General features: G+C 70.2%; 19 protein-coding genes. 10 read left to right on the top strand and 9 right to left on the bottom strand.

The genetic code is table 11. From position 1 onward, the window contains the following. Position 1: 1 nt before the first annotated feature. Together ACIGXX_RS15070 and ACIGXX_RS15065 are read left to right on the top strand one after the other, a co-directional pair. The gene (locus ACIGXX_RS15070; RefSeq protein ID WP_366461555.1) at positions 2–784 is read left to right on the top strand and encodes a glycosyltransferase family 2 protein; all 783 of its coding nucleotides are present in this window, start codon (positions 2–4) and stop codon (positions 782–784) included. Positions 785–953: 169 nt separating this feature from the next. After that, entirely contained in the window at positions 954–1886 is a 933-nt protein-coding gene (locus ACIGXX_RS15065; protein WP_366461556.1) for an FkbM family methyltransferase, read from the top strand. Positions 1887–2031: 145 nt separating this feature from the next. Here ACIGXX_RS15065 and ACIGXX_RS15060 read toward each other — a convergent pair whose 3' ends face one another. Next, positions 2032–3252, bottom strand: coding sequence for an amidohydrolase family protein (locus ACIGXX_RS15060; RefSeq protein ID WP_351166961.1), 1221 nt, complete (start codon positions 3250–3252; stop codon positions 2032–2034). Between the two features lie 177 nt (positions 3253–3429). On the opposite strand from ACIGXX_RS15060, the gene ACIGXX_RS15055 reads away from it, so the two are divergent. The 5 genes from ACIGXX_RS15055 (at position 3430) to ACIGXX_RS15035 (ending at position 8299) form a co-directional block, all read left to right on the top strand. Further along, complete coding sequence (locus tag ACIGXX_RS15055) at positions 3430–3879, top strand: DoxX family protein (protein WP_351166963.1); 450 nt, start codon at positions 3430–3432, stop codon at positions 3877–3879. Positions 3880–3981: 102 nt separating this feature from the next. Beyond that, positions 3982–4548 carry a hypothetical protein gene (locus tag ACIGXX_RS15050; RefSeq protein ID WP_351166965.1) on the top strand — a complete coding sequence of 189 codons (567 nt, stop codon included), beginning with the start codon at positions 3982–3984 and terminating at the stop codon, positions 4546–4548. A 214-nt stretch (positions 4549–4762) separates the two neighbouring features. Then, on the top strand, positions 4763–5323 hold the full coding sequence (locus ACIGXX_RS15045) for a hypothetical protein (RefSeq protein WP_383815881.1): 561 nt from the start codon (positions 4763–4765) through the stop codon (positions 5321–5323). Between the two features lie 238 nt (positions 5324–5561). Beyond that, the gene (locus ACIGXX_RS15040; RefSeq protein WP_399975790.1) at positions 5562–7601 is read left to right on the top strand and encodes a hypothetical protein; all 2040 of its coding nucleotides are present in this window, start codon (positions 5562–5564) and stop codon (positions 7599–7601) included. A 107-nt stretch (positions 7602–7708) separates the two neighbouring features. Next, positions 7709–8299, top strand: coding sequence for a hypothetical protein (locus ACIGXX_RS15035; protein WP_351166971.1), 591 nt, complete (start codon positions 7709–7711; stop codon positions 8297–8299). Positions 8300–8323: 24 nt separating this feature from the next. Here ACIGXX_RS15035 and ACIGXX_RS15030 read toward each other — a convergent pair whose 3' ends face one another. Beyond that, complete coding sequence (locus tag ACIGXX_RS15030; protein WP_351166973.1) at positions 8324–9148, bottom strand: class I SAM-dependent methyltransferase; 825 nt, start codon at positions 9146–9148, stop codon at positions 8324–8326. A gap of 72 nt (positions 9149–9220) precedes the next feature. On the opposite strand from ACIGXX_RS15030, the gene ACIGXX_RS15025 reads away from it, so the two are divergent. Together ACIGXX_RS15025 and ACIGXX_RS15020 are read left to right on the top strand one after the other, a co-directional pair. Continuing rightward, positions 9221–11050, top strand: a complete 1830-nt coding sequence (locus ACIGXX_RS15025; protein ID WP_351166975.1) for a prolyl oligopeptidase family serine peptidase — start codon at positions 9221–9223, stop codon at positions 11048–11050. Positions 11051–11158: 108 nt separating this feature from the next. Beyond that, positions 11159–11938 carry an SURF1 family protein gene (locus ACIGXX_RS15020; protein ID WP_351166977.1) on the top strand — a complete coding sequence of 260 codons (780 nt, stop codon included), beginning with the start codon at positions 11159–11161 and terminating at the stop codon, positions 11936–11938. 77 nt (positions 11939–12015) lie between these two features. On the opposite strand, the gene ACIGXX_RS15015 is transcribed toward ACIGXX_RS15020, so the two are convergent. The 7 genes from ACIGXX_RS15015 to ACIGXX_RS14985 form a co-directional block, all read right to left on the bottom strand. Continuing rightward, entirely contained in the window at positions 12016–13254 is a 1239-nt protein-coding gene (locus ACIGXX_RS15015; RefSeq protein WP_361467825.1) for a hypothetical protein, read from the bottom strand. Continuing rightward, on the bottom strand, positions 13251–13910 hold the full coding sequence (locus ACIGXX_RS15010; RefSeq protein ID WP_344530452.1) for a SigE family RNA polymerase sigma factor: 660 nt from the start codon (positions 13908–13910) through the stop codon (positions 13251–13253). Before ACIGXX_RS15010 ends, ACIGXX_RS15015 begins: the two co-directional genes overlap by 4 nt. A gap of 432 nt (positions 13911–14342) precedes the next feature. Further along, positions 14343–15407 carry an aspartate-semialdehyde dehydrogenase gene (locus ACIGXX_RS15005; protein ID WP_351166982.1) on the bottom strand — a complete coding sequence of 355 codons (1065 nt, stop codon included), beginning with the start codon at positions 15405–15407 and terminating at the stop codon, positions 14343–14345. Further along, positions 15404–16675 (bottom strand): aspartate kinase, encoded by a 1272-nt coding sequence (locus ACIGXX_RS15000; RefSeq protein WP_351166984.1) that lies wholly within the window; start codon positions 16673–16675, stop codon positions 15404–15406. The genes ACIGXX_RS15005 and ACIGXX_RS15000 overlap by 4 nt, the downstream gene beginning before the upstream one ends. A gap of 283 nt (positions 16676–16958) precedes the next feature. Continuing rightward, a complete protein-coding gene (locus tag ACIGXX_RS14995) occupies positions 16959–17726 on the bottom strand; it encodes a DUF5063 domain-containing protein (RefSeq protein ID WP_399975784.1) in 768 nt (255 codons plus the stop codon). Next, positions 17719–18318 (bottom strand): recombination mediator RecR, encoded by a 600-nt coding sequence (gene recR, locus ACIGXX_RS14990; protein ID WP_125514107.1) that lies wholly within the window; start codon positions 18316–18318, stop codon positions 17719–17721. The genes ACIGXX_RS14995 and recR overlap by 8 nt, the downstream gene beginning before the upstream one ends. 67 nt (positions 18319–18385) lie before the next feature. Further along, the gene (locus tag ACIGXX_RS14985; RefSeq protein ID WP_160506267.1) at positions 18386–18727 is read right to left on the bottom strand and encodes a YbaB/EbfC family nucleoid-associated protein; all 342 of its coding nucleotides are present in this window, start codon (positions 18725–18727) and stop codon (positions 18386–18388) included. A 341-nt stretch (positions 18728–19068) separates the two neighbouring features. Between ACIGXX_RS14985 and ACIGXX_RS14980 the strand changes: the two genes are divergently transcribed. After that, a complete protein-coding gene (locus ACIGXX_RS14980; protein ID WP_351166990.1) occupies positions 19069–19884 on the top strand; it encodes an SLATT domain-containing protein in 816 nt (271 codons plus the stop codon). The last annotated feature ends 34 nt before the right edge of the window (positions 19885–19918 follow it).

Below are 19918 nucleotides of genomic sequence, written 5' to 3'. Positions count from 1 at the left end.
CGTGAGCCGGCGCATCATCGTCATCACGGCCGTCCACGCGCCGTCCGCCCACTTCCTGGCCGACGCGTACAAGTCCCTTTGCGCGCAGGAGTTGCCCGCCGGCTGGGAGTGGCACTGGCTGATCCAGGAGGACGGGGCGACCGACCAGGTCGCGCCCCACGTCCCCGACGACGACCGGATCACGTTCAAGCAGGGCCGCTCGGGCGGCCCCGGGGTCGCCCGGACCATCGCCCTGGCCCACGCGGACGGCGAGTACGTCAAGGTCCTGGACGCCGACGACCAGCTCGCGCCCGGTGCGCTGGCCCGCGACCTCGCGGCGCTCGAAGCCGACCGCAGCATCGGCTGGGCGACGTCACGCGTGCTCGATCTGCTCCCGGACGGGTCCACCGCCGGATTCCCCGGCGACCCCGAGCCGGGGCCGGTCGAGCGCCGGGAAGTGCTCGACTACTGGGCCTCCCACGACTATCGCGCGCAGGTCCACCCGGCGACGCTCTTCGTCCGCCGCGACCTGCTCGTGGCCCTGGGCGGATGGATGGCGCTGCCGGCCTCCGAGGACACGGGCCTCCTTCTCGCCCTGAACTCGACCTCCAGGGGCTGGTTCTCGTCCGAGGTCGGCCTGCTCTACCGCAAGTGGGAAGGCCAGATGACCGGCCAGGCCTCGCACGTCGACACGGCGGAACGCGACGCCCGCATGGCCGTGGTCGAGGCGAGGGCACGAGCGCTGGACCACTTCCAGTGGCGCCATCCCGTCGACACGGACTCCGGTCGGCCATCGTCCTCGTAGAGCCCTCGTCGTGCACGTCGTAGAGCCCTCGTAGCGCACGTCGTAGAGCCCTCGTAGCGCACGTCGTAGTGCACTCCTGGTGGGCAGGGAGGCGGTGGCCGGTTCCGCACGGACCGCCGCCGCCATCCGATCTTGCCGTGGCCGTGGCGGACTCCGTACGGTCACGGCTATGCCTCCCCCTTCCCTCCGCGGCGCGTCGGAGCTGATGGCCACCCTCGGCCGCGGATACGTGCGCAATGCGCCCGGCTCGTTGCTCAAGGGGCCGCTCGTGGCCCGGTTCCTCAATCCGTACCTGCGCGACCATCCGCGGCGGCGCGTGGTCGATGCGGAGTTCGACGCCCGCTTCGCCTGTGACTCCCGCGACCTCATCCAGCGGTTCATCAGCCTCTACGGGGCGTGGGAGCCGCACATGACGCGGTGGCTGCAGAGCAGGCTGGGCGCCGGGGACACGTTCGTCGACGTGGGCGCCAACATCGGCTACTTCGCGGTGCTCGGCTCGCGTCTGGTCGGCCGTGCGGGGCAGGTGGTGGCCATCGAGGCGTCGCCCGCGTTCCACGAACGCGTGCTCCAGCACGTCAGGATGAACGGCTGCGACAACGTCCGCACGGTCAACGCGGCGGTCTCCGACAGCCACCGGACGCTGACCTTCGTGCTGGCCAGCTCGAACAACATGGGCGCGAACTCGATCGTCCCGTACGACGGTCCCGCCGAGTCGAGCTTCGATATGGCGGCGAAGCCCTTGCCCGAGCTCCTGGACGAGGAGGAACTCACCCGGGCCCGCGTGATCAAGATCGACGTCGAGGGCGCGGAGGGCGGTGTCATCAGAGGGCTGGCCCCCGCCCTGGGGCGGCTCCGCCCGGACGTGGAGATCGCCGTGGAGGTCACCCCGGAGCGCATGGCGCAACTCGGCGACTCCATCGACGAGTTGATGGAGACCATGGCCCGGCACGGCTTTCGCACCTACCGTCTGCCCACCGACTACCGGCCCGAGAACTACCCCCGTTCCCTGCGCCGTCCGGAGCCCCCGGTGCGCTGGCGCGGACCCGTCGTCGGCGAGTGCGAGCTGGTCTTCTCACGGGTCGACGCCGAGACCCTGCGCTGAACCGGGTCCGGGTCCGCGTCCGGGTCCGCGTCCGGGTCCGCGTCCGGGTTCAGCCCTCCACCGGCCCCAGCCCCGCTGCCTGACGCCCCCGCCAGGCAACGGAGGCGACCGGCCCCGCCCCGGGCCCCACCCCTACGGGCCCCGCCTACAGGTCCCGGTCGAACGGCAGGTCCAGCATGCGAATGGCATTCCCGCGCAGCAGCTTGTACGCCACGTCCTCGGGGAGATGACCCACGTGGTCCTCGGCCACCGCCTTCGTGTGCGGCCAGGTCGAGTCGACGTGCGGATAGTCGGTCTCGAAGGTGGCGTTGTCGACGCCCACGGTCTCGATCGAGGCGACACCGTGCTTGTCCCGGAAGAAGCAGCAGTAGATCTGCCGGTAGTAGTACGACGACGGAGGCTCCGGGATCAGGTCCTTGACCCCGCCCCAGGCCCGGTGCTCCTCCCAGACATCGTCGGCGCGCTCCAGGGCGTACGGAATCCAGCCCATCTGCCCCTCGCTGTAGGCGAGTTTGAGGCGCGGGAACTTCACCAGGACCCCGGAGAAGAGGAAGTCCATCATCGAGGCCATCGCGTTGTTGAAGCTCAGGGCGGCCTGGACGGCCGGAGGCGCGTCGGGTGACGCCGCGGGCATCTGCGACGACGAACCGATGTGCATGTTCACCACCGTGCCGGTCTCCTCGCACGCCGCGAAGAACGGGTCCCAGTAGCCGGAGTGGATCGACGGAAGACCGAGGTGGGTGGGGATCTCGCTGAAGGTCACCGCCCGCACGCCGCGCGCGGCGTTGCGCTTGATCTCGGCGACGGCGAGATCCACGTCCCAGAGCGGGATGAGGCACAGCGGGATCAGTCTCCCGCGACTGTCACCGCACCACTCCTCCACCATCCAGTCGTTGTACGCCCGCACGCAGGCGAGCCCGACCTCCTTGTCCTTGGCCTCGGAGAACGTCTGCCCGCAGAAGCGCGGGAACGTCGGGAAGCAGAGCGAGGCCTCGACATGGTTGATGTCCATGTCCGCCAGGCGTGCCGTCGGGTCCCAGCAGCCGCGGCGCATCTGCTCGCGCGTGATGCCGTCGAGCGTCATCTCGTCCCGGGAGAAGCCGACGGCGGCGATGATGCGCTTGTACGGGAAGATCTCTCCCTCGTACTCCCACCAGTCGGTGATCTGCCCTTCGGGGTCCGTCGTGAACTTGTACTTGCCGCCGATGTACTCGAGCTCGCCGATACCTGCGGTGAAGGGCTTCGGGCCCCGGTCGCGGTACTTGCTCGGGAGCCACTTCTCGAAGAGGTGCGCGGGTTCGATCACGTGGTCGTCCACGCTGATGACGCGGGGGAGCTCCTTGGCCCCGACCTCGGTGTTGTCCACTGCTATGCCCCCTACTACCTGCCGGTTTCCCTAACACGCATCTGACGGTCCATCAGATTGAGGTTATGGGCTCGCTTCGGCAACGGCAACAGCCCGCCTCAAACTCGACCCCTTGCGCGATCGCTCCGCATCCGCTGAACTGACGACCCGTCAGGTCAGGTCGAAGGAGGGCGCTCGATGGAGACGATGTGGCTCAGCGGAGCCGAATGGCTGGCCGTACTCCGGATCGGACTGGGCCTGTGGTGGCTGGAGAGCTGGCGCCACAAGGACAAGAAGACGTGGTTCGACGGCGGCGGGATCGGCTGGGCCGCCGGCATCGCGGACAAGCACCGCTGGGCCTTCGTGCGCTCGGGCTTCGACGTCGTGGTCAAGCCCCGGCCGCGCACGATGGCGTACGTCGTCGCCTATGCGGAGCTGGCCCTCGGCCTCGGCCTCATCGTCGGATTCCTCACGCCGATCGCCCTCGTCTGCGGTCTCGCGCTGAACCTGATCTACCTGGTGCTGATGATCCACGACTGGGGCGAGCAGGGGCAGAACCTGATGATGGCGCTGATCTCCGTGGTCGCGTTCTTCGGGATGGGCTGGCAGGTGTGGTCGCTCGACAACGCCTTCGGGCTGTTCACGTAGGCGCGGGCGCGCCCCTGTTTCCGCAATCGCCTCCCCCGTCGCCGACCGCACTCGTAAGATCGTCCAGTCATTCTGGGGAGTGCGGCTGAGCTGGGGGAACAGGTGGGAACGGGCGAGCAGCTCGTAACGGTGGCGGCGGTGTTGCTGGGCGCGCTGACGACGCACCTGACCAACTACCTGATGAATCGCGGCCGTCAGAAGCACGAGCTCCTGGTCCGCTGGGACGAGAGGAAGCTGGACGCGTACGAGGGGTACATCGACACCGTCCGTGCCTCCGTCTTCCTCGCCGTCCACCTCTACGAGATCAGGGAGGGCCTCCGCGAGAGCCAGCAGAGCGAAAGGGACGTACGCGCCGAGGTGCTGGAGGCCAGCCACCTCCGAGGACGCGCCTTCGAACGCATCCTGCTGCTCGCGGGCGACGAGGTCGTCGAGGCCGCGCACAGCCTCAACGCCGTTGCGCTCAAGATCGATTGGCAGGCGACGGGCAAGGTCTCGGGGACGCTCGACGAGTGGCGGGAGCGCAACCGAGCGGTCTTCCGCGCCATCACCGCCTTCCACGACGCCGCACGCCAGGACCTCGGCGTGAGCGGCAGCGTCACGGGCGAACAGCACCCGGAGCGCGACCTGTTGCTGCCTCCGTCGCAGCGGAACGCACGGTCCACGACGTAGCCGCGGGCGCCGGGCCTCGTGCGCTTGTCTGGTCTGTTGCGCCGCGACATGCCACCCTGCCCGGCACATCCGCCTCCACGGGCCGTGTACGACGCCGGGGCAGGCGGCATGAGCACGCGCGCACCGTCGTGTGACCGCACCGTCGTTTGACTGCACCGTCGTTTGACTGCACTGCGTTTGACTGCACTGCGTTCTGGCAGACGAGGAGAGGCCGATGAGCGAACGCGACCGGGAGATGCACGGGCCGGAGGCAGCGGCCCTCAGGCAGGGCCACGCCGCGCGGGCCGAGAGCGCGGCGGCTCGGGCAGCCGCCCTGAGCCACTACATCGAGCACGGCGCGGCAGATCAGCGGCCGGACGGCTCACCGGCCGACGAGAACGCCGTCTGGAAGGCCGCTCACGCCGCGCGCGTGGCGGCGCAGGCTCTCGCCGTGCTCGCCGAGAGCCCGCCCGACCCGGCCGCGGACTCGCGCTGCGCAAGGAATGCCGCTGCCTCCGCCGCGCAGGCCGCCCAGATGGCGCGACTAGTCGACGGCGACGCGGGGCGGGCCCGCGACGCGTGCCAGGCCGCGCTGCAGGCATCCCTGGCCGCATCGGCAGCGGCGGGGGCCAAGCACCTCGGCACGGACGAAGACCTGAACTCCCAGGCGGACACGGCGGAGAAGGCCGCCGTCACGGCGGCGGAGCGTGCCGGCTGGATCCGACCCGGCGTGGACGTCCCCGCCGTATCGACGGGCGTACGGAGCCCCGAGGTCATGTCGATGCTGCACTTCTGACCTTCTGGCCTTCTGACCTTCTGGCGTTCGGCGTTCCGCCCTCTGCGCCTGGGGTGGTCCGCCGCTGGTCAGTCCCCTACGTCGTACGTCGTCGCCAGGTTTTCGCACCGGCAGCAACTGACCTACGCAATCCGCCAGTTGAGCCCTCCACAACCGATCCCCTTCTCGCCCTCACCAGCTCCTCCTCCCGCGCGGGCCGCTGCCATCCTGGAGCGGAAAAGGCCAGGGGGAGGCCGCCATGACCGAAGAGCCGCACGTGCCGCGTACGCATGAGGAGAAGCTGGGCGCCGGTGAGGAGGTGGACCTGCGGCCCAGGGCGGCGGGAGCGGGCGGCGGCGCGGCGACATCCGCGCGCGTCGACGCCGCGGGCGGGGAGCACTGGGGAGCCGCGCGCGAAGTGGACGCCTCCATGCTCGCGAAGCTGTTGATCGGGCAGGGCGGCAGCGCGCCCACGGGCACGCACCGCACCCTGTGGCTCGCCGGGGCGCGCATCGTGGGCACCCTCGATCTGACGGCGGCGGTCCTGACCCGGCCGCTGTATCTGGAGGACTGCTACTTCGCGGCCGAGACACCGCTCCTGTTCAACGACGCACGCGCGGTCCGCATCCAGCTGCCGGGATGCCACGCCCGCGGGTTCCAGGGGCGCGCGATGCACACCCAGGGCGATCTCTGCCTAGGCGACGGGTTCACCGCGACCGGCGAGGTCCAGCTCCAGGGCGCGCACATCCACGGAACGCTGGACTGCGACGACGGCACGTTCACCAATCCCGGGGGCAAGGCCCTGGACGCGAGCAGGATCTCCGTGGACGGCAGCCTGTGGTTCGTGAAGGCGAGGCTGACCGGCGGGGTTCGGCTCATCAGCGCGCAGATCGGCGGGCAGGTGAACTGCGCCAAGTCCTCCTTCGACAACAGCGCTTCGGAGGGGGGCAGGAATCTCGCCCTCGATGCCTACGGGCTGGACGTCAAAGGGTCGATGTTCCTGTGCGGAGGATTCACCGCCCTGGGGGAGGTCCGGTTGGGGCGGTCGCGGATCGGCGGCGATCTGGACTGCTCGCACGGCAGTTTCACGCAGGTCGACGGGAGTACGCCGGCGCTCAATCTGTACGGCACCTCCGTCATCGGGGCGATGCTGTGCAAGGAGCGCTTCACGGCGGTCGGCGAGGTGCGGATGATCGGCGCTCGCATCGGCGCCGAACTGGAGTTTCTTGACAGTACGTTCACCAATGAGGCCAAAGGCGGAAAGGCCCTCAGCGCCGAACGCCTCACCGTCGAGAGCACGATGAAGTGCTCGAAGGGCTTTCGCGCCGACGGCGAGGTCGACCTCGCGGGCGCGCGGATCGGCGGGGACCTCGATCTGCGCGAAGGCAGCTTCACCAACTCGGCCGAGGACGAGAAGGCCATCGACGCCAAACGGCTCACCGTCTTGGGCACCGCGAAGTGTTCCGCCGGTTTCTCGGCCGTCGGCGAAGTCGACTTCACCAGCGCGCACATCGGTGAACTGGACTGCAAAGGCGGCAGCTTCACGGCGACCGCCGCGGGGAAATGCGCGATCACGCTGCTGAGTGCGGAGGTCACCCGGGGTGTTCTGTTCCGGCCCGAGCACCTGTACGGGGTGGTCGATCTGCGGTCCGCGAAAGTCGGGCGCTGGGACGACTCGGCCAAGGCCTGGCGCGGCGGGCACGCGATCCGGCTCAGTGGATTCACGTACAACAGCATCGGCTCCGCGGCGGACGACGAGCACATGGTGACGGCCAAGCGGCTCGACTGGATCAGCCGTGACGCCGAGGGGTTCGTGCCGCAGCCCTACCGGCAGTTGGCCGACGTCTATCAGCGTGAGGGCAGTGAACGCGACGCACGCAAGGTGCAGATCACCGCGCAATGGCGCAGGCGCAACCATCCGAAGACCCGGGCCGACAGAAAGATGCTGCCCTTCCGGACGGCCTGGAAAGGCATCCTGCGGGGCACCATCGGATTCGGATACCAGCCGTGGCTCATTCTCCTGCCGATCGCGGTGCTCTACTCCTTCGGCTGCTATTGGTTCTCCCGTGCCTACGAACACGACGACATCGTCCGGGCCAGAACTCTCGATCCGGACGTGGAGTTCAGCGGGGCGATATACACCGCCGACCTCCTGATCCCGGGTGCCAATCTGGGTGAGCGCTCGCGATTTCTGGCCACGGAGGGCACCGCCGTCTGGGCCGCCAGTTACACACTGGCCGGGTGGGCACTCGCCGCCATGCTGATCGCGGGGCTGACCGGAGTGTTCAAGCGCCCCTGACTTCGGGGGAAGCCGTTCCGCTCACGGTTTCGTGGTGCCACCATGCGGAGTCCAGGGGTGTCGAGGGGTGCCGAGGGTTCCCTCGACAGGGGCGGGTGGAGGAACAAATGGCAGAGGTGTTCTTGCGACGGCTGACCCGTTGGCAGGCGGAGCAGCAGCGGGAAGCGGTCGCCGACGTCTATGTCGAGGCCTACGAAGGAGACGCCGGCGCCGAGTACCGGGACCGGCAGGGGTTTCTGCGCCTTTTCGAGAACACCGTGCAGCGGCCCGACTTCGACATGGTCGTCGCCGACGCGGCGGGACTGGTCGGCTGTCTGTACGGCTACCGCGCCGCGCGTACCGGCGAGTGGTGGGAGGGGTTCCGGGGCGTCCTTCCCCCGGAGGTCGAGGAACGCACGGCATCGGGCCGGGTCTTCATCCTCACCGAGCTGATGGTGGTGCCCGCCTACCGGCGCCGGGGCATCTCGGAGCGGCTGCGCACGCTGCTGCTCATCCGGCACGCCACGGACCTGGTCGTCGCGGTCATCAAGCGGGACGACGACCTGGGGCGGGAAGTGCTGCGGTCATGGGGCTGGACGAAGCTCGGGGAGTTCGATCCGGGCGGCCCGGGATCGACGGCACCGCCCCGCCGGGGGGAGACCGAGGGGCCGCTGCCGGACGGGCTCGTGTGGGAGGGGTGGATGCGGCCGATGCCGTGAGCCGGGTGTGTCCTGTGCTGGTCGTCAGGCCTTGCTCGCCTTGAGGGAGTACATGAGGGGGATGCGCGGGCGGTCCGCGGGGAACCGGTAGGCGCCGTCACGGAGTTCGAGGGTGCCGAAGCGCTCGAAGAGCGTGGTGTCGTGCTCGTGGAGGAAGTCGATGCGCAGGCCCGCCGACGCGAGCGCCGTGATGACCTCGCCCACCGGGTGCTGCCACTCCACCTTGCGGTTGTGGACCGTGGGGGTGGTCATGTCCGCGTAGCCGCCCGGCGTCTCCTCGATCCAGGCGTCGTGGGCGAAGTAGTCGTACTCGATCCGTGAGCCCGTCGCGTCGTCCAGGATGTCCGAGAGCGGGTGGAACTCCGCGAGGTAGAGGAAGCCGCCGGGCGCGACGAGCGCGGCAGCCGTCTCGGCCCACCGCTGGATGTCGGGGAGCCAGCAGAGGGCTCCTACGCCGGTGTAGACGATGTCGTACGAGGAGTCGGGCACCGCGTCCGCGGCGTCGTACACGTCGGCTGCGACGAAGGACGCCCGGTCGGCGGTGAGGCCGAGCTCGGCGGCCAGGTCGCGGGCCGCGTCGACGGCGGGCTCGGAGAAGTCGAGCCCGACCACGCGCGATGCGCCGTGCCGCGCCCAGGAGAGGGTGTCCAGGCCGATGTGGCACTGGAGGTGGAGCAGCGAGCGCCCGGTGACGTCACCGACCTCGGCGAGCTCGAAGCCGCGCAGGGGGTCCTGGCCGGAGCGGAAGGCCTCGAGGTCGTAGTAGTCGCTGGCGAGGTGGAGGGGGACGCGCTCGTCCCAGCGTTTTCGGTTGGCCTCGCGCCAGTCGGAGGGGGTCGGTGAGTACATGTCCAGAAAGTTATCCACAGGCTGGGGACCCTCGCCAGCGGATTGTCGGCGCGTGCGTGCACTATGGGGTCCATGAGCGACTTGGGTGCGGGTGCAGTGGACACGTCGGGTGCGGGTGCGGGAGCGGAGATGCCGGAGTGGGAGAAGCGGTTCCGTGCGCCGCGGGTGTCGCTGCCCGACTGGGCGGAGGACGCCCCCGACCGTTCCCTGTTCGTGTCGAACGCGACGGGGACGTACGAGCTGTACGCATGGGACCGCGCCACCGGCGAGCAGCGCCAGGTGACGGACCGGCCGAACGGCACGACGGACGGACTCCTCTCGCCGGACGGCGAGTGGATCTGGTGGTTCAACGACACGGACGGCGACGAATTCGGCGTATGGCTGCGCCAGCCCTTCGCGGGCGGCCCCGACGAGCCCGCGGTGGCGGGGCTCGACGCGTCGTATCCGGCGGGCCTCGCCCTCTCCCGGGACGGGCGGATGTCCGTCGTCGGCCGCTCGACGGACGACGAGGGCTCGACGATCCATGTCGTCCGTTCCCCGGGCGCCGACCCCGTCGAGATCTACCGCCACCGCGAGTCCGCGGGCGTCGGCGACCTCAGTTACGACGGCTCGCTGATCGCCGTCGAGCACACGGAGCACGGCGACGCGATGCACTCCACCCTCCGGGTGATCAGGCCGGACGGCTCCACGGTCGCCGAGCTCGACGACACCGAGGGCGGCACGGTCGAGCTGGGCCTGGAGGTCCTCGGCTTCGCGCCGGTCGACGGGGACACGCGGCTGCTCGTCGGGCATCAGCGGCGGGGCCGCTGGGAGCCGATGGTGTGGGACGTCGCGTCGGGCGAGGAGACGGACCTGGCGCTCGACCTGCCGGGTGACGTGAGCGCCGAGTGGTATCCGGACGGCTCCGCCCTGCTCATCGCGCACAGCTTCGAGGCCCGCAGCGAGCTGTTCCGGTATGGATTCGCCGCGGGCGAGCTCGTCAGGGTCGAGACGCCCGCCGGGTCGGTCTCGGGGGCGACGGCGCGGCCTGACGGCAGCGTGGAGTACCTGTGGTCGTCGGCCGCCGAGCCGCCGGTGGTGCGCTCCACGACGGGCGGCGTCGTGCTCGACCCGCCGGGCATGAAGGCCCCCGCCTCCGTGCCGGTGGAGGACGTGTGGGTGGAGGGCCCCGGCGGCCGGGTGCACGCCCTGGTGCAGAAGCCGGCCGGCGCGACAGGACCGCTCCCCACGGTCTTCGAGATCCACGGCGGCCCGACGTGGCACGACAGCGACGCGTTCGCGGCGGGCCCGGCGGCCTGGGTGGACCACGGGTACGCGGTCGTGCGGGTCAACTACCGCGGCTCGACGGGGTACGGCAGGCAGTGGACGGACGCCCTCAAGCACCGCGTCGGCCTGATCGAGCTGGAGGACATCGCGGCGGTCCGGGAGTGGGCGGTGACGTCGGGCCTGGCGGACCCGGCCCGCATCGTCCTCGCGGGCGGCTCCTGGGGCGGGTATCTCACCCTGCTCGGCGTCGGCACCCAGCCCGACGCGTGGGCAGTGGGCCTGGCCGCGGTGCCCGTCGCGGACTACGTGACGGCGTACCACGACGAGATGGAGGCCCTGAAGGCCATGGACCGCACGCTCCTCGGCGGTACGCCCGAGGAGGTCCCGGAGCGCTTCGAGGCCTCGTCCCCGCTGACGTACGTGGACGCGGTGAAGGCTCCGGTCTACATCTCGGCGGGTGTGAACGACCCGCGCTGCCCGATCCGCCAGGTCGACAACTACGTGGACCGGCTCAAGGCGCGGGACGCGGTGCACGAGGTGTATCGCTACGACGCGGGGCACGGCTCGCTCGTCGTGGACGAGCGGATCAAGCAGGTGCGGTTGGAACTGGACTTCGCCGAGCGCCACCTCCGCTAGCCGGGGGCCCGGCCGCGGGGCAGGGCTCCGAGGTGCGCCCGCGGGGGAGGCGGTGGCTTCGCCAACCCCGCGGCCCGTCTCCCCGGGGCGTCCCCGTACCGTGGGGGTGTGTACCGGTTCCTGCTGACGCCCCGCTGGTGGGGGATCAACGTCTTCGTACTGCTGGCCATCCCCGTCTGCGTCTTCATGGGGTCATGGCAGCTGGGGCGGTTCGAGGACCGCGTCGAGGCGCATGACGCCGCGCAGGAGCAGGCCGACCGGCAGGCGTCGCCGTCCCGCTCGGAGGCCAAGGCCAAGCCGCTGGATTCGCTGCTCCCCGTGGACCAGAAGACGTCCGGGGAACGGGCGTCCGCGACGGGGCGGTACGGCAAGCAACTGCTCGTCCCGGACCGGGAGTTGGACGACAAGTCCGGGTACTACGTCCTGACGCTCCTGCGCACCGAAAGCGGCAAGGACCTGCCCGTCGTACGGGGCTGGCTCCCCGGTGACGCGAGTGCGGCGAAGGCTCCCGCGGCGCCGTCCGGCGAGGTCACCGTGACGGGCGCGCTACAGGCCTCCGAGAGCCCGGGGTCGAACGGGGTCAGCGCGGCCGGAGGGCTGCCGGACGGGCAGCTGGGCGCCATCAGCGCGGCCTCGCTGGTGAACGTGGTCCGCAGCGATGTGTACGACGCCTGGGTCACCCTGGAGAAGGGCGACTCCGGCATGAAGGCGGTGCCCGCGGCCACTCCGGAGAACTCCGGGCTCGACCTCAAGGCCTTCCAGAACCTCGGCTACACCGGTGAGTGGTTCGTCTTCGCGGGGTTCGTCGTCTTCATGTGGTTCCGGCTGTTCCGGCGGGAGCGGGAGTTCGCTCGGGACGCCGAGCTGGGGCTCCTGCCGGAGGAGTAGGACTCTCCCCCCCACGCCTCGAAAAAGCCGGTCGGGCTGGAGCCCGACCGGCTTTCGACTGCGGGCGCCGGCGTCGCTTACGACGCCGACAGCATCCCGGTCCGGTAGACCGTCCCCGCGCACGCGTTGCTGATCGTCGCGCCCGCCGCGGGTGAGCCCAGGGGCGCCGTCAGGGACACCGTCACGCTGCCGTCCAGGACGCCGCCGTCCTCGCGCACCATCTGCGGCTCCGTGCCGCCCGGTACGCCGCCGTCCGTGCCGCCGCCCTCCGTGGGCGTCGGGTCGGGCGAGGGCTCGCCGCTGTCGGTGGGACACGCCTCGGACGGCACCCAGGCGAACTTCACCTCGTACGCGGCACCCGGCTGGAGGACCAGTGAGCTGACCGCCTGGGCCGGGTCCGGCAGGCCGGTGGCCGCGTCGCCCGCCACATGGTCGGTGACGCCGATCTTCGCGGGGTCGGCCGCCCCCGTCGTCGACGTGCTCACGCTGCCCGCGGCGCTGACCGTGCAGCTGCTCGTGGAGATGTTGGCGACGCGGAAGCTGCCGTACACCTTGCCGTCGGCCTCCGCCGTGCCCGCGCTGCCGCTGGCGTTGCCGAGCTGGTCCACCGTGCAGGCGGGCGAGTCGGCGGATGCGGTGCCCTCCGGGTTGGGGCCGCCGGTCGCGCCGCCGCTGGCCTCGCCCTTCCCCTTGCCGTCCTTCTTGTCCTTCTTGTCTTTCTTGTCCTTGGACTTGGAGGGGCCGGAGTCCTTGCCCGCGCCCTTCTCCCCGCCGTCAGGGCCCTTGCCCTGGCTCGAACCGCCCTGCGTCTGCTCGCTGTTGCCGGCGATCGACGGCCGGTCGTCCGAGCCGCCGCCGGAGTTCGTCACGTGCACGAGAGCGGGGATGGCGGTGCCGATGAAGAGCGCGGCGGCGGCCATGCCGACCACGGCCTGGCGCTTGCGCGCCCGCCGGGCGGGCACCGCGTGCCGCAGCCGCTCCAGGGCCTGATCCCCTGGCTCGATCTCCTGGACGGCCGAACGCATCAGCCTGCGCAGCGCCAGCTCGTCGGAGCCTTCCTCGCCGCCGAAGAGGGCACCCGCCCCCAGGGGTGAAGCAGCGCCGGTCTCGGCGCCGGTCTCCGCGCCCGCCTCGGCATCCGGCTCGGGGCCGGACCCTGCGCCGACCTCCGCCCCGGAGGACTCGATCTCGGCCCCGGACCCGTCCTCTGACGCGGTGGGCTCCTCGCCCTGGCCGTGTTTCACAGTTTCGTCCCCAGCATGCCGCTCAAACTCGGCGCGCTCTTCGTGCTCGCGCCCGTACTCATGCTTGCTCATGCCGGTGCCTCCATGGCGACCCGCAGAGCCGCGATCCCGCGCGAGCCGTAGGCCTTCACGGACCCCAGCGATATGCCCAGGGTCTCGGCGACCTGCGCCTCGGTCATGTCCGCGAAATACCGCAGGACCAGGACCTCGCGCTGACGGCGCTGGAGGCCGCGCATCGCCTTGATCAGCTCGTCCCGCTCAAGGAGGTCGTACGCACCCTCCTCGGCGCTCGCCATGTCCGGCATCGGCTTCGAGAGAAGCTTCAGGCCGAGAATCCGGCGCCGCAGCGCGGACCGCGAGAGGTTCACGACCGTCTGCCGCAGATAGGCGAGCGTCTTCTCCGGGTCCCGCACGCGTTTGCGCGCCGAGTGCACCCGGATGAACGCCTCCTGCACGACGTCCTCGCAGGAGGCCGTGTCGTCGAGAAGCAGCGCCGCGAGGCCGAGGAGCGACCTGTAGTGGGCGCGGTAGGTCTCGGTCAGGTGGTCGACTGTGGTGCCCGCGCTCATCGTCTCCTCAGCGCCCTCGCGCTGCGTCGGGATGCGGGCCGATCTCGTGGTGGGCATGGGGGCGATCACCGGCATGCCGGCGGGCGCACGGGGACGGCGAGGCGGACGCAGGGCCGCGCCCCTCGCCTGAACCGCTGTGAAATCGAGTACCTCTGCCACGCCTGTTGGACACGCTTACCCCCTTGAGGGTTGTACGCATCGCGCAGCGCGTTTGCGGCAGGCATCGTCGCCGTCGGTGACGATGCATCAAATGCCCCCATGCGTACCAGCTCTTCCCCTATGCCCAATTTTCGCAGCGCTCAGGTCATGCCCCCTGGAGGGCGATCGCAAAGACGCGCCCCGCCCTACTGCCGGTTGCAGTGGACGGGGACGAATATTGCGAATCTTCGAACGCGGCAATGGTCCAGTTCAAGCGATCCTGGCCACCAAGTCGGACACAGAACTTACACAGATCCCACAACGGCTTTCACGGCGGGGATCCCTCAGGTCCGGACCTGCTCCTCCGCCTGCACCCTTCTGCCCCCGTCTGGGCCCGTATGCGCCGTCAGGACTGACGCATGCAGCCAGTCAGGACTGACGAGGCCAAGCCCTTCAGGAGTGACGGCCGGTGAACTCCCCCGCCACCAGCTCCGCGATCTGGGCCGTGTTCAGCGCGGCCCCCTTGCGCAGGTTGTCCCCGCACACGAAGAGTTCGAGGGCCGTCGGATCGTCGAGGGCGCGCCGCACCCGGCCGACCCACGTGGGGTCGGTGCCGACCACGTCGGCGGGGGTCGGGAACTCCCCGGCGGCCGGATTGTCGAAGAGCACGACGCCCGGCGCGGTGGCCAGGATCTCGCGCGCGCGGTCCACCGTGACCTCGTCCTCGAAGCGCGCGTGGACGGTCAGGGAGTGCGTGGTCACCACCGGCACGCGTACGCACGTGGCCGCGACCTTCAGGTCGGGCAGACCGAGGATCTTGCGGGACTCGTCCCGCACCTTCATCTCCTCGGAGGACCAGCCGTCGTCCCGCAGCGTCCCGGCCCACGGCACCACGTTCAGCGCCACGGGCTCCGGGAAGGGCCCGGTGTCGTCGCCGACAGCACGTCGTACGTCACCGGGGCTGGTGCCGAGCTCCGAGCCCGCCACCAGCTTCATCTGGCGGCGCAGCGTCTCGACGCCGTCGCGTCCGGCACCGCTCACCGCCTGGTACGAGGAGACGATCAGCTCGCGCAGCCCGAACTCGGCGTGCAGCGCGCCGATGGCCACGATCATCGAGAGGGTCGTGCAGTTCGGGTTGGCGACGATGCCGCGCGGGCGTACGCGCGCGGCGTGCGGATTGACCTCGGGGACGACCAGCGGCACGTCCGGGTCCATCCGGAAGGCGGCGGAGTTGTCCACGACGACGACGCCCTTGGACGCGGCGACGGGCGCCCACTGCGCGCTGACCTCGTCGGGCACGTCGAACATCGCCACGTCGACGCCGTCGAAGGCCTCTTCGCTCAGCGCGAGGACCTCGACCTCCTCACCGCGCACGGCCAGCTTCCTGCCGGCCGAGCGCGGTGAGGCCACGAGTCGGATCTCGCCCCAGATGTCGGCGTGCTGCGACAGGATCTGGAGCATGACCGCGCCGACGGCCCCGGTCGCTCCGACGACCGCGAGCGTCGGCTTTCCGGTCATCGCCCGGTGCCTCCATAGACCACGGCCTCGTCCGTGTCGGAGTCGAGGCCGAAGGCGGTGTGCACGGCACGCACGGACTCGTTCGCGTCGTCGGCGCGGGTCACGACCGAGATGCGGATCTCGGAGGTCGAGATCAGCTCGATGTTCACGCCCGCGTCGCTGAGCGCCTCGAAGAAGGCGGCGGTGACGCCGGGGTTCGTCTTCATGCCCGCGCCGACCAGGGAGATCTTGGCGATCTGGTCGTCGTAGCGCAGGGAGTCGAAGCCGATGTTCGCGCGGGTCTTCTCCAGCGCGTCGATCGCCTTGCGGCCCTCGGACTTGGGCAGCGTGAACGAGATGTCCGTGAGACCGGTCGAGGCCGCCGACACGTTCTGGACGATCATGTCGATGTTGACCCCGGAGTCCGCGATCGCGCGGAAGATCGAGGCGGCCTCACCCGGCTTGTCCGGCACGCCGACGACCGTGATCTTGGCCTCCGAGGTGTCGTGCGCGACACCGGAGATGATGGCCTGCTCCACCTTGCGGTCCCCTTGCGGTTCGTTGCTGACCCACGTGCCCTGCAGTCCCGAGAAGGACGAGCGGACGTGGATCGGGATGTTGTATCGGCGGGCGTACTCCACACAGCGGTGGAGCAGCACCTTGGACCCGGAGCTCGCGAGCTCCAGCATGTCCTCGAAAGAGATCCAGTCGATCTTCTGGGCCTTCTTCACCACACGGGGGTCGGCGGTGAAAACGCCGTCCACGTCCGTGTAGATCTCGCAGACCTCCGCGTCGAGCGCGGCCGCGAGGGCGACAGCGGTCGTGTCGGATCCACCACGACCGAGCGTGGTGATGTTCTTGCCCTCCTGGCTGACGCCCTGGAACCCGGCGACGATGGCGATGTTGCCCTCGTCGATCGAGGCCCGGATGCGGCCCGGCGTGACATCGATGATCCGCGCTTTGTTGTGGACGGAGTCGGTGATGACACCGGCCTGGCTGCCCGTGAACGACTGGGCCGCGTGACCCAGGTTCTTGATCGCCATGGCCAGGAGGGCCATGGAGATCCGCTCCCCGGCGGTCAGCAGCATGTCGAATTCACGCCCGGCAGGGATCGGGGATACCTGCCCGGCAAGATCGATCAACTCATCCGTCGTGTCACCCATGGCGGACACCACGACAACGACCTGATGGCCGTTCTTCTTGGCGTCGACAATCCTCTTGGCGACCCGCTTGATGCCTTCGGCATCGGCTACGGAGGAGCCTCCGTACTTCTGCACGACAAGGCTCACGTGCGCTCCTCGCTCAGTCCGTCTCTTACCGCACTGCTGCGGTCGGCTCAGTCTAACGAGCGGCCGAAATTCGCCTCGCAGATATCACATCGTGAGATGTCCCGCCCACTAGGTGATCATCCACCGGCATACGCTCCCGCTGCTCGGGGCGTACGTTTCGACCGCTCGGCTTGGCACATGCCCGCTGGGGAGTGGAGCACTCCGGAAAGTGGGGCGGCTCACAGAGCGGGGCGTGTCACCGAGGGGTGACGGACGGCGACCGGGAGGGGTCCGCGCCCGGCGGTCACTGCACCGAGCGCAGCCCCAGGGGACCGGCGATCTCCTCCGCCATGACCTTGCCCGCCGCCTCGGCCAGCGCGTCCTCGGCGAGGTCCTCGTCCGTGTCCAGGCCGTTGAGGTCTTCGAGGGGCTGGTTCAGGCGGACGTGGGCGACCAGGGACTGGAGGGCCCGCAAGGCGCCCGATGCGGTGGAGCCCCAGTTCGAGAAGTAGGAGAACTGCCACCACCAGAGGGCCTCCACCGTGCGGCCCGCGCGGTAGTGCGCCAGGCCGTGGGAGAGGTCGGCGACGACGTCTGCCAGGTCGTCCGAGATGCGGCAGGCCACCGGGGCCTTGCGCGGCTCGTACGGATCGAAGACCTCGGAGTAGACGTCGATCGGCTCCAGCATGGCGGCCAGGCGCTGACGCAGGTCGTCCACGTCCCGCTCCGGGCCGAGATCCGGCTCGTAGCGGTCCTCGGGGACGATGTCCTCGTGCGCGCCCAGGCGGCCGCCGGCCAGGAGGAGTTGGGAGACCTCCAGGAGGAGGAAGGGGACCGCCGAGTCCGGCTCGTCGCCCTTCGCCACCTCCGTCACCGCGACGATGAAGCTCTCGATCTGGTCGGAGATCTGCACGGCGAAGGAGTCCGGGTCCTGGGCGGACGCGTGCAGGAGGACCGTCGAATCGGCCGTGACGAGCGACTCGGGGACAACGATCGGTTCCGGGACGGCGATCGGCTCGGGGGCGAGCGTCGCTTCCGGCTGCGTGGACTGCTCGGGCTGGTTCTCAGACATCTAGGAGTCGTCTCCCCTCGAAGGCGCGGCCCAGGGTGACCTCGTCCGCGTATTCCAGATCTCCCCCGACAGGGAGCCCGCTGGCCAGGCGGGTGACCTTCAGGCCCATGGGCTTGATCATGCGCGCGAGGTACGTCGCCGTGGCTTCGCCCTCCAGGTTCGGGTCCGTGGCGAGGATCAGTTCGGTGACCGTGCCGTCCGCGAGCCGCGCGAGCAGCTCTCGTATCCGCAGGTCGTCCGGGCCGACCCCTTCGATCGGGCTGATCGCTCCGCCCAGAACGTGGTACTTCCCCCGGAACTCGCGCGTACGCTCGATCGCCACGACGTCCTTGGGCTCCTCGACCACGCAGATGACGCTGAGGTCGCGGCGGGGGTCGCGACAGATGTTGCAGAGCTCTTCCTGCGCGACGTTGCCACAGGTCGCGCAGAAGCGGACCTTGTCCTTGACCTCAAGGAGGGCGTGCGCGAGGCGGCGTACGTCCGTCGGCTCCGTCTGCAGGATGTGGAAGGCGATCCGCTGCGCGCTCTTGGGACCGACGCCGGGCAGCCTGCCCAACTCGTCGATGAGGTCCTGAACCACGCCTTCGTACACGGGGTGCCTTTCCTGCTTTTGCCGAGTATCACACTTTGGTACGTACGGTAGTTGGCCTGCGGCCCTCTTAGAAGGGAAGGCCCGGGATGCCTCCGCCGCCCAGGCCCTGCGCGAGCGGGCCCAGCTTCTGCTGCTGGAGCGCCTGCGCGTTCTCGTTCGCCGCCTGGACCGCCGCGACGACCAGGTCCGCGAGGGTCTCGGTGTCCTCCGGGTCGACCGCCTTGGGGTCGATCACGAGGCCGCGCAGCTCACCGGAGCCGGTGACCGTCGCCTTGACGAGACCGCCGCCCGCCTGGCCTTCGACCTCGGTGCGCGCGAGCTCCTCCTGCGCGGTCGCGAGGTCCTGCTGCATCTTCTGGGCCTGCTGGAGCAGCTGCTGCATGTTGGGCTGGCCACCACCGGGGATCACGATCAGCTCCTGTCTCGGATGATTCTGGGACGTTCTGGGACGGTCCGTGGAGGTATTTACGGCGGATTTTCCACCTGGAATGAGCCTACGTGGTCGGGGGTGCCCTCGCCCCAGCACTCTTTCGAGTGAGATCGGCCGTCCTCCTATACCTGATCAAGCACCTCTTCCGGGCGGAAATACCGCGAAACCGGGCTCACGGCCACCCATTGGGCGGTAGGACTGGGGCTGCGCATGAGCAGATGACATCTGTCGCTTCAGTACCAGCTGTCACAGGGCGCGCACCGTACGGAACCGCCGCAGGGAACACGTCAGGGATCTCGTAGAGGTAGAGGGAGTGCCGGGTGAGCCAGCCGGATATGCAGCCCGAGGGGGTGCCCCATGAGGGGCAGGGTGCCGGGGCGGGTGCGGGGGCGGGTGCCGGGTCCGGCTCCGGTGCTGGTTCTGGTTCGGGTGCCCAGCGTGGTGTTCCTGGTGGGGACGGCTTCCGGCTCGGGGATCTGACGGGGCGGGCGTTCCCTCTCGGGGACTGGGGTGAGCCCGCTCAGCGGCTCGACGAGTTGTACCGGTGGGTGGAGCGGGGCGCGCTCAACACCGCGGAGTGGTACCTGTCCGACCGGTCCTGGAAGCGGCGCGGGGCGCGGCTCGCGCGGGTGGGGGCGGCGACGGGGGCCGTGGGCGCGGGGGTGTTTCCGCTGCTCGATCTGGCGGGGGCGGTGGGGGGTGTCGCCACGTGGGGGTTCGTCTCGCTGCTCGCGGGGGCCGCGTGCGTGGGGTGCGACCGGTTCTTCGGGCTCACGTCCGGGTGGATGCGGGACGTGGCGACGGCGCAGGCGGTGCAGCGGCGGCTTCAGGTGCTCCAGTTCGACTGGGCGTCGGAGAGCGTGCGGGAGGTTCTCGGGCCCACCGAGGGGACGGCGAGTGAGGCCGCCGAGCGGTGCCTCGGGGTGCTGCGGCGATTCTCGGAGGACGTGACGGAGCTTGTGCGGGCCGAGACCGCGGACTGGATGATTGAGTTCCGGTCGGGTCCTGCGCCGCTGGCCATGCAGGCGGTGGTCCCGGCCTCCCGAGGAGAGGCAGGCACCGCCCCCGCCCGGGCCGCGCTGCCGCCGGGGGCCCGCCCCAACATGCCGCGCCAACGGCCACCGGAGCCGCGGTGAGGGGCGGGGTCCCTGCGGGGGTTCCCCCGATCCC

The sequence above is a fragment of the Streptomyces sp. NPDC055243 genome (genome assembly GCF_044544025.1).
GTDB lineage: Bacteria > Actinomycetota > Actinomycetes > Streptomycetales > Streptomycetaceae > Streptomyces.
Note: the sequence above shows the minus strand (reverse complement) of the source record. Positions and strands in the feature narration are given on the sequence as shown.

What these genes read in the sequence shown, in the direction of transcription:
- ACIGXX_RS15065 (WP_366461556.1), top strand. Translation starts at nt 954, where the DNA reads ATGCCTCCCCCTTCCCTCCGCGGCGCGTCGGAGCTGATGGCCACCCTC.
- ACIGXX_RS15055 (WP_351166963.1), top strand. Translation starts at nt 3,430, where the DNA reads ATGGAGACGATGTGGCTCAGCGGAGCCGAATGGCTGGCCGTACTCCGG.
- ACIGXX_RS15045 (WP_383815881.1), top strand. Translation starts at nt 4,763, where the DNA reads ATGAGCGAACGCGACCGGGAGATGCACGGGCCGGAGGCAGCGGCCCTC.
- ACIGXX_RS15040 (WP_399975790.1), top strand. Translation starts at nt 5,562, where the DNA reads ATGACCGAAGAGCCGCACGTGCCGCGTACGCATGAGGAGAAGCTGGGC.
- ACIGXX_RS15035 (WP_351166971.1), top strand. Translation starts at nt 7,709, where the DNA reads ATGGCAGAGGTGTTCTTGCGACGGCTGACCCGTTGGCAGGCGGAGCAG.
- ACIGXX_RS15030 (WP_351166973.1), bottom strand. Translation starts at nt 9,148, where the DNA reads ATGTACTCACCGACCCCCTCCGACTGGCGCGAGGCCAACCGAAAACGC.
- ACIGXX_RS15025 (WP_351166975.1), top strand. Translation starts at nt 9,221, where the DNA reads ATGAGCGACTTGGGTGCGGGTGCAGTGGACACGTCGGGTGCGGGTGCG.
- ACIGXX_RS15015 (WP_361467825.1), bottom strand. Translation starts at nt 13,254, where the DNA reads ATGAGCAAGCATGAGTACGGGCGCGAGCACGAAGAGCGCGCCGAGTTT.
- ACIGXX_RS15005 (WP_351166982.1), bottom strand. Translation starts at nt 15,407, where the DNA reads ATGACCGGAAAGCCGACGCTCGCGGTCGTCGGAGCGACCGGGGCCGTC.
- ACIGXX_RS14995 (WP_399975784.1), bottom strand. Translation starts at nt 17,726, where the DNA reads ATGTCTGAGAACCAGCCCGAGCAGTCCACGCAGCCGGAAGCGACGCTC.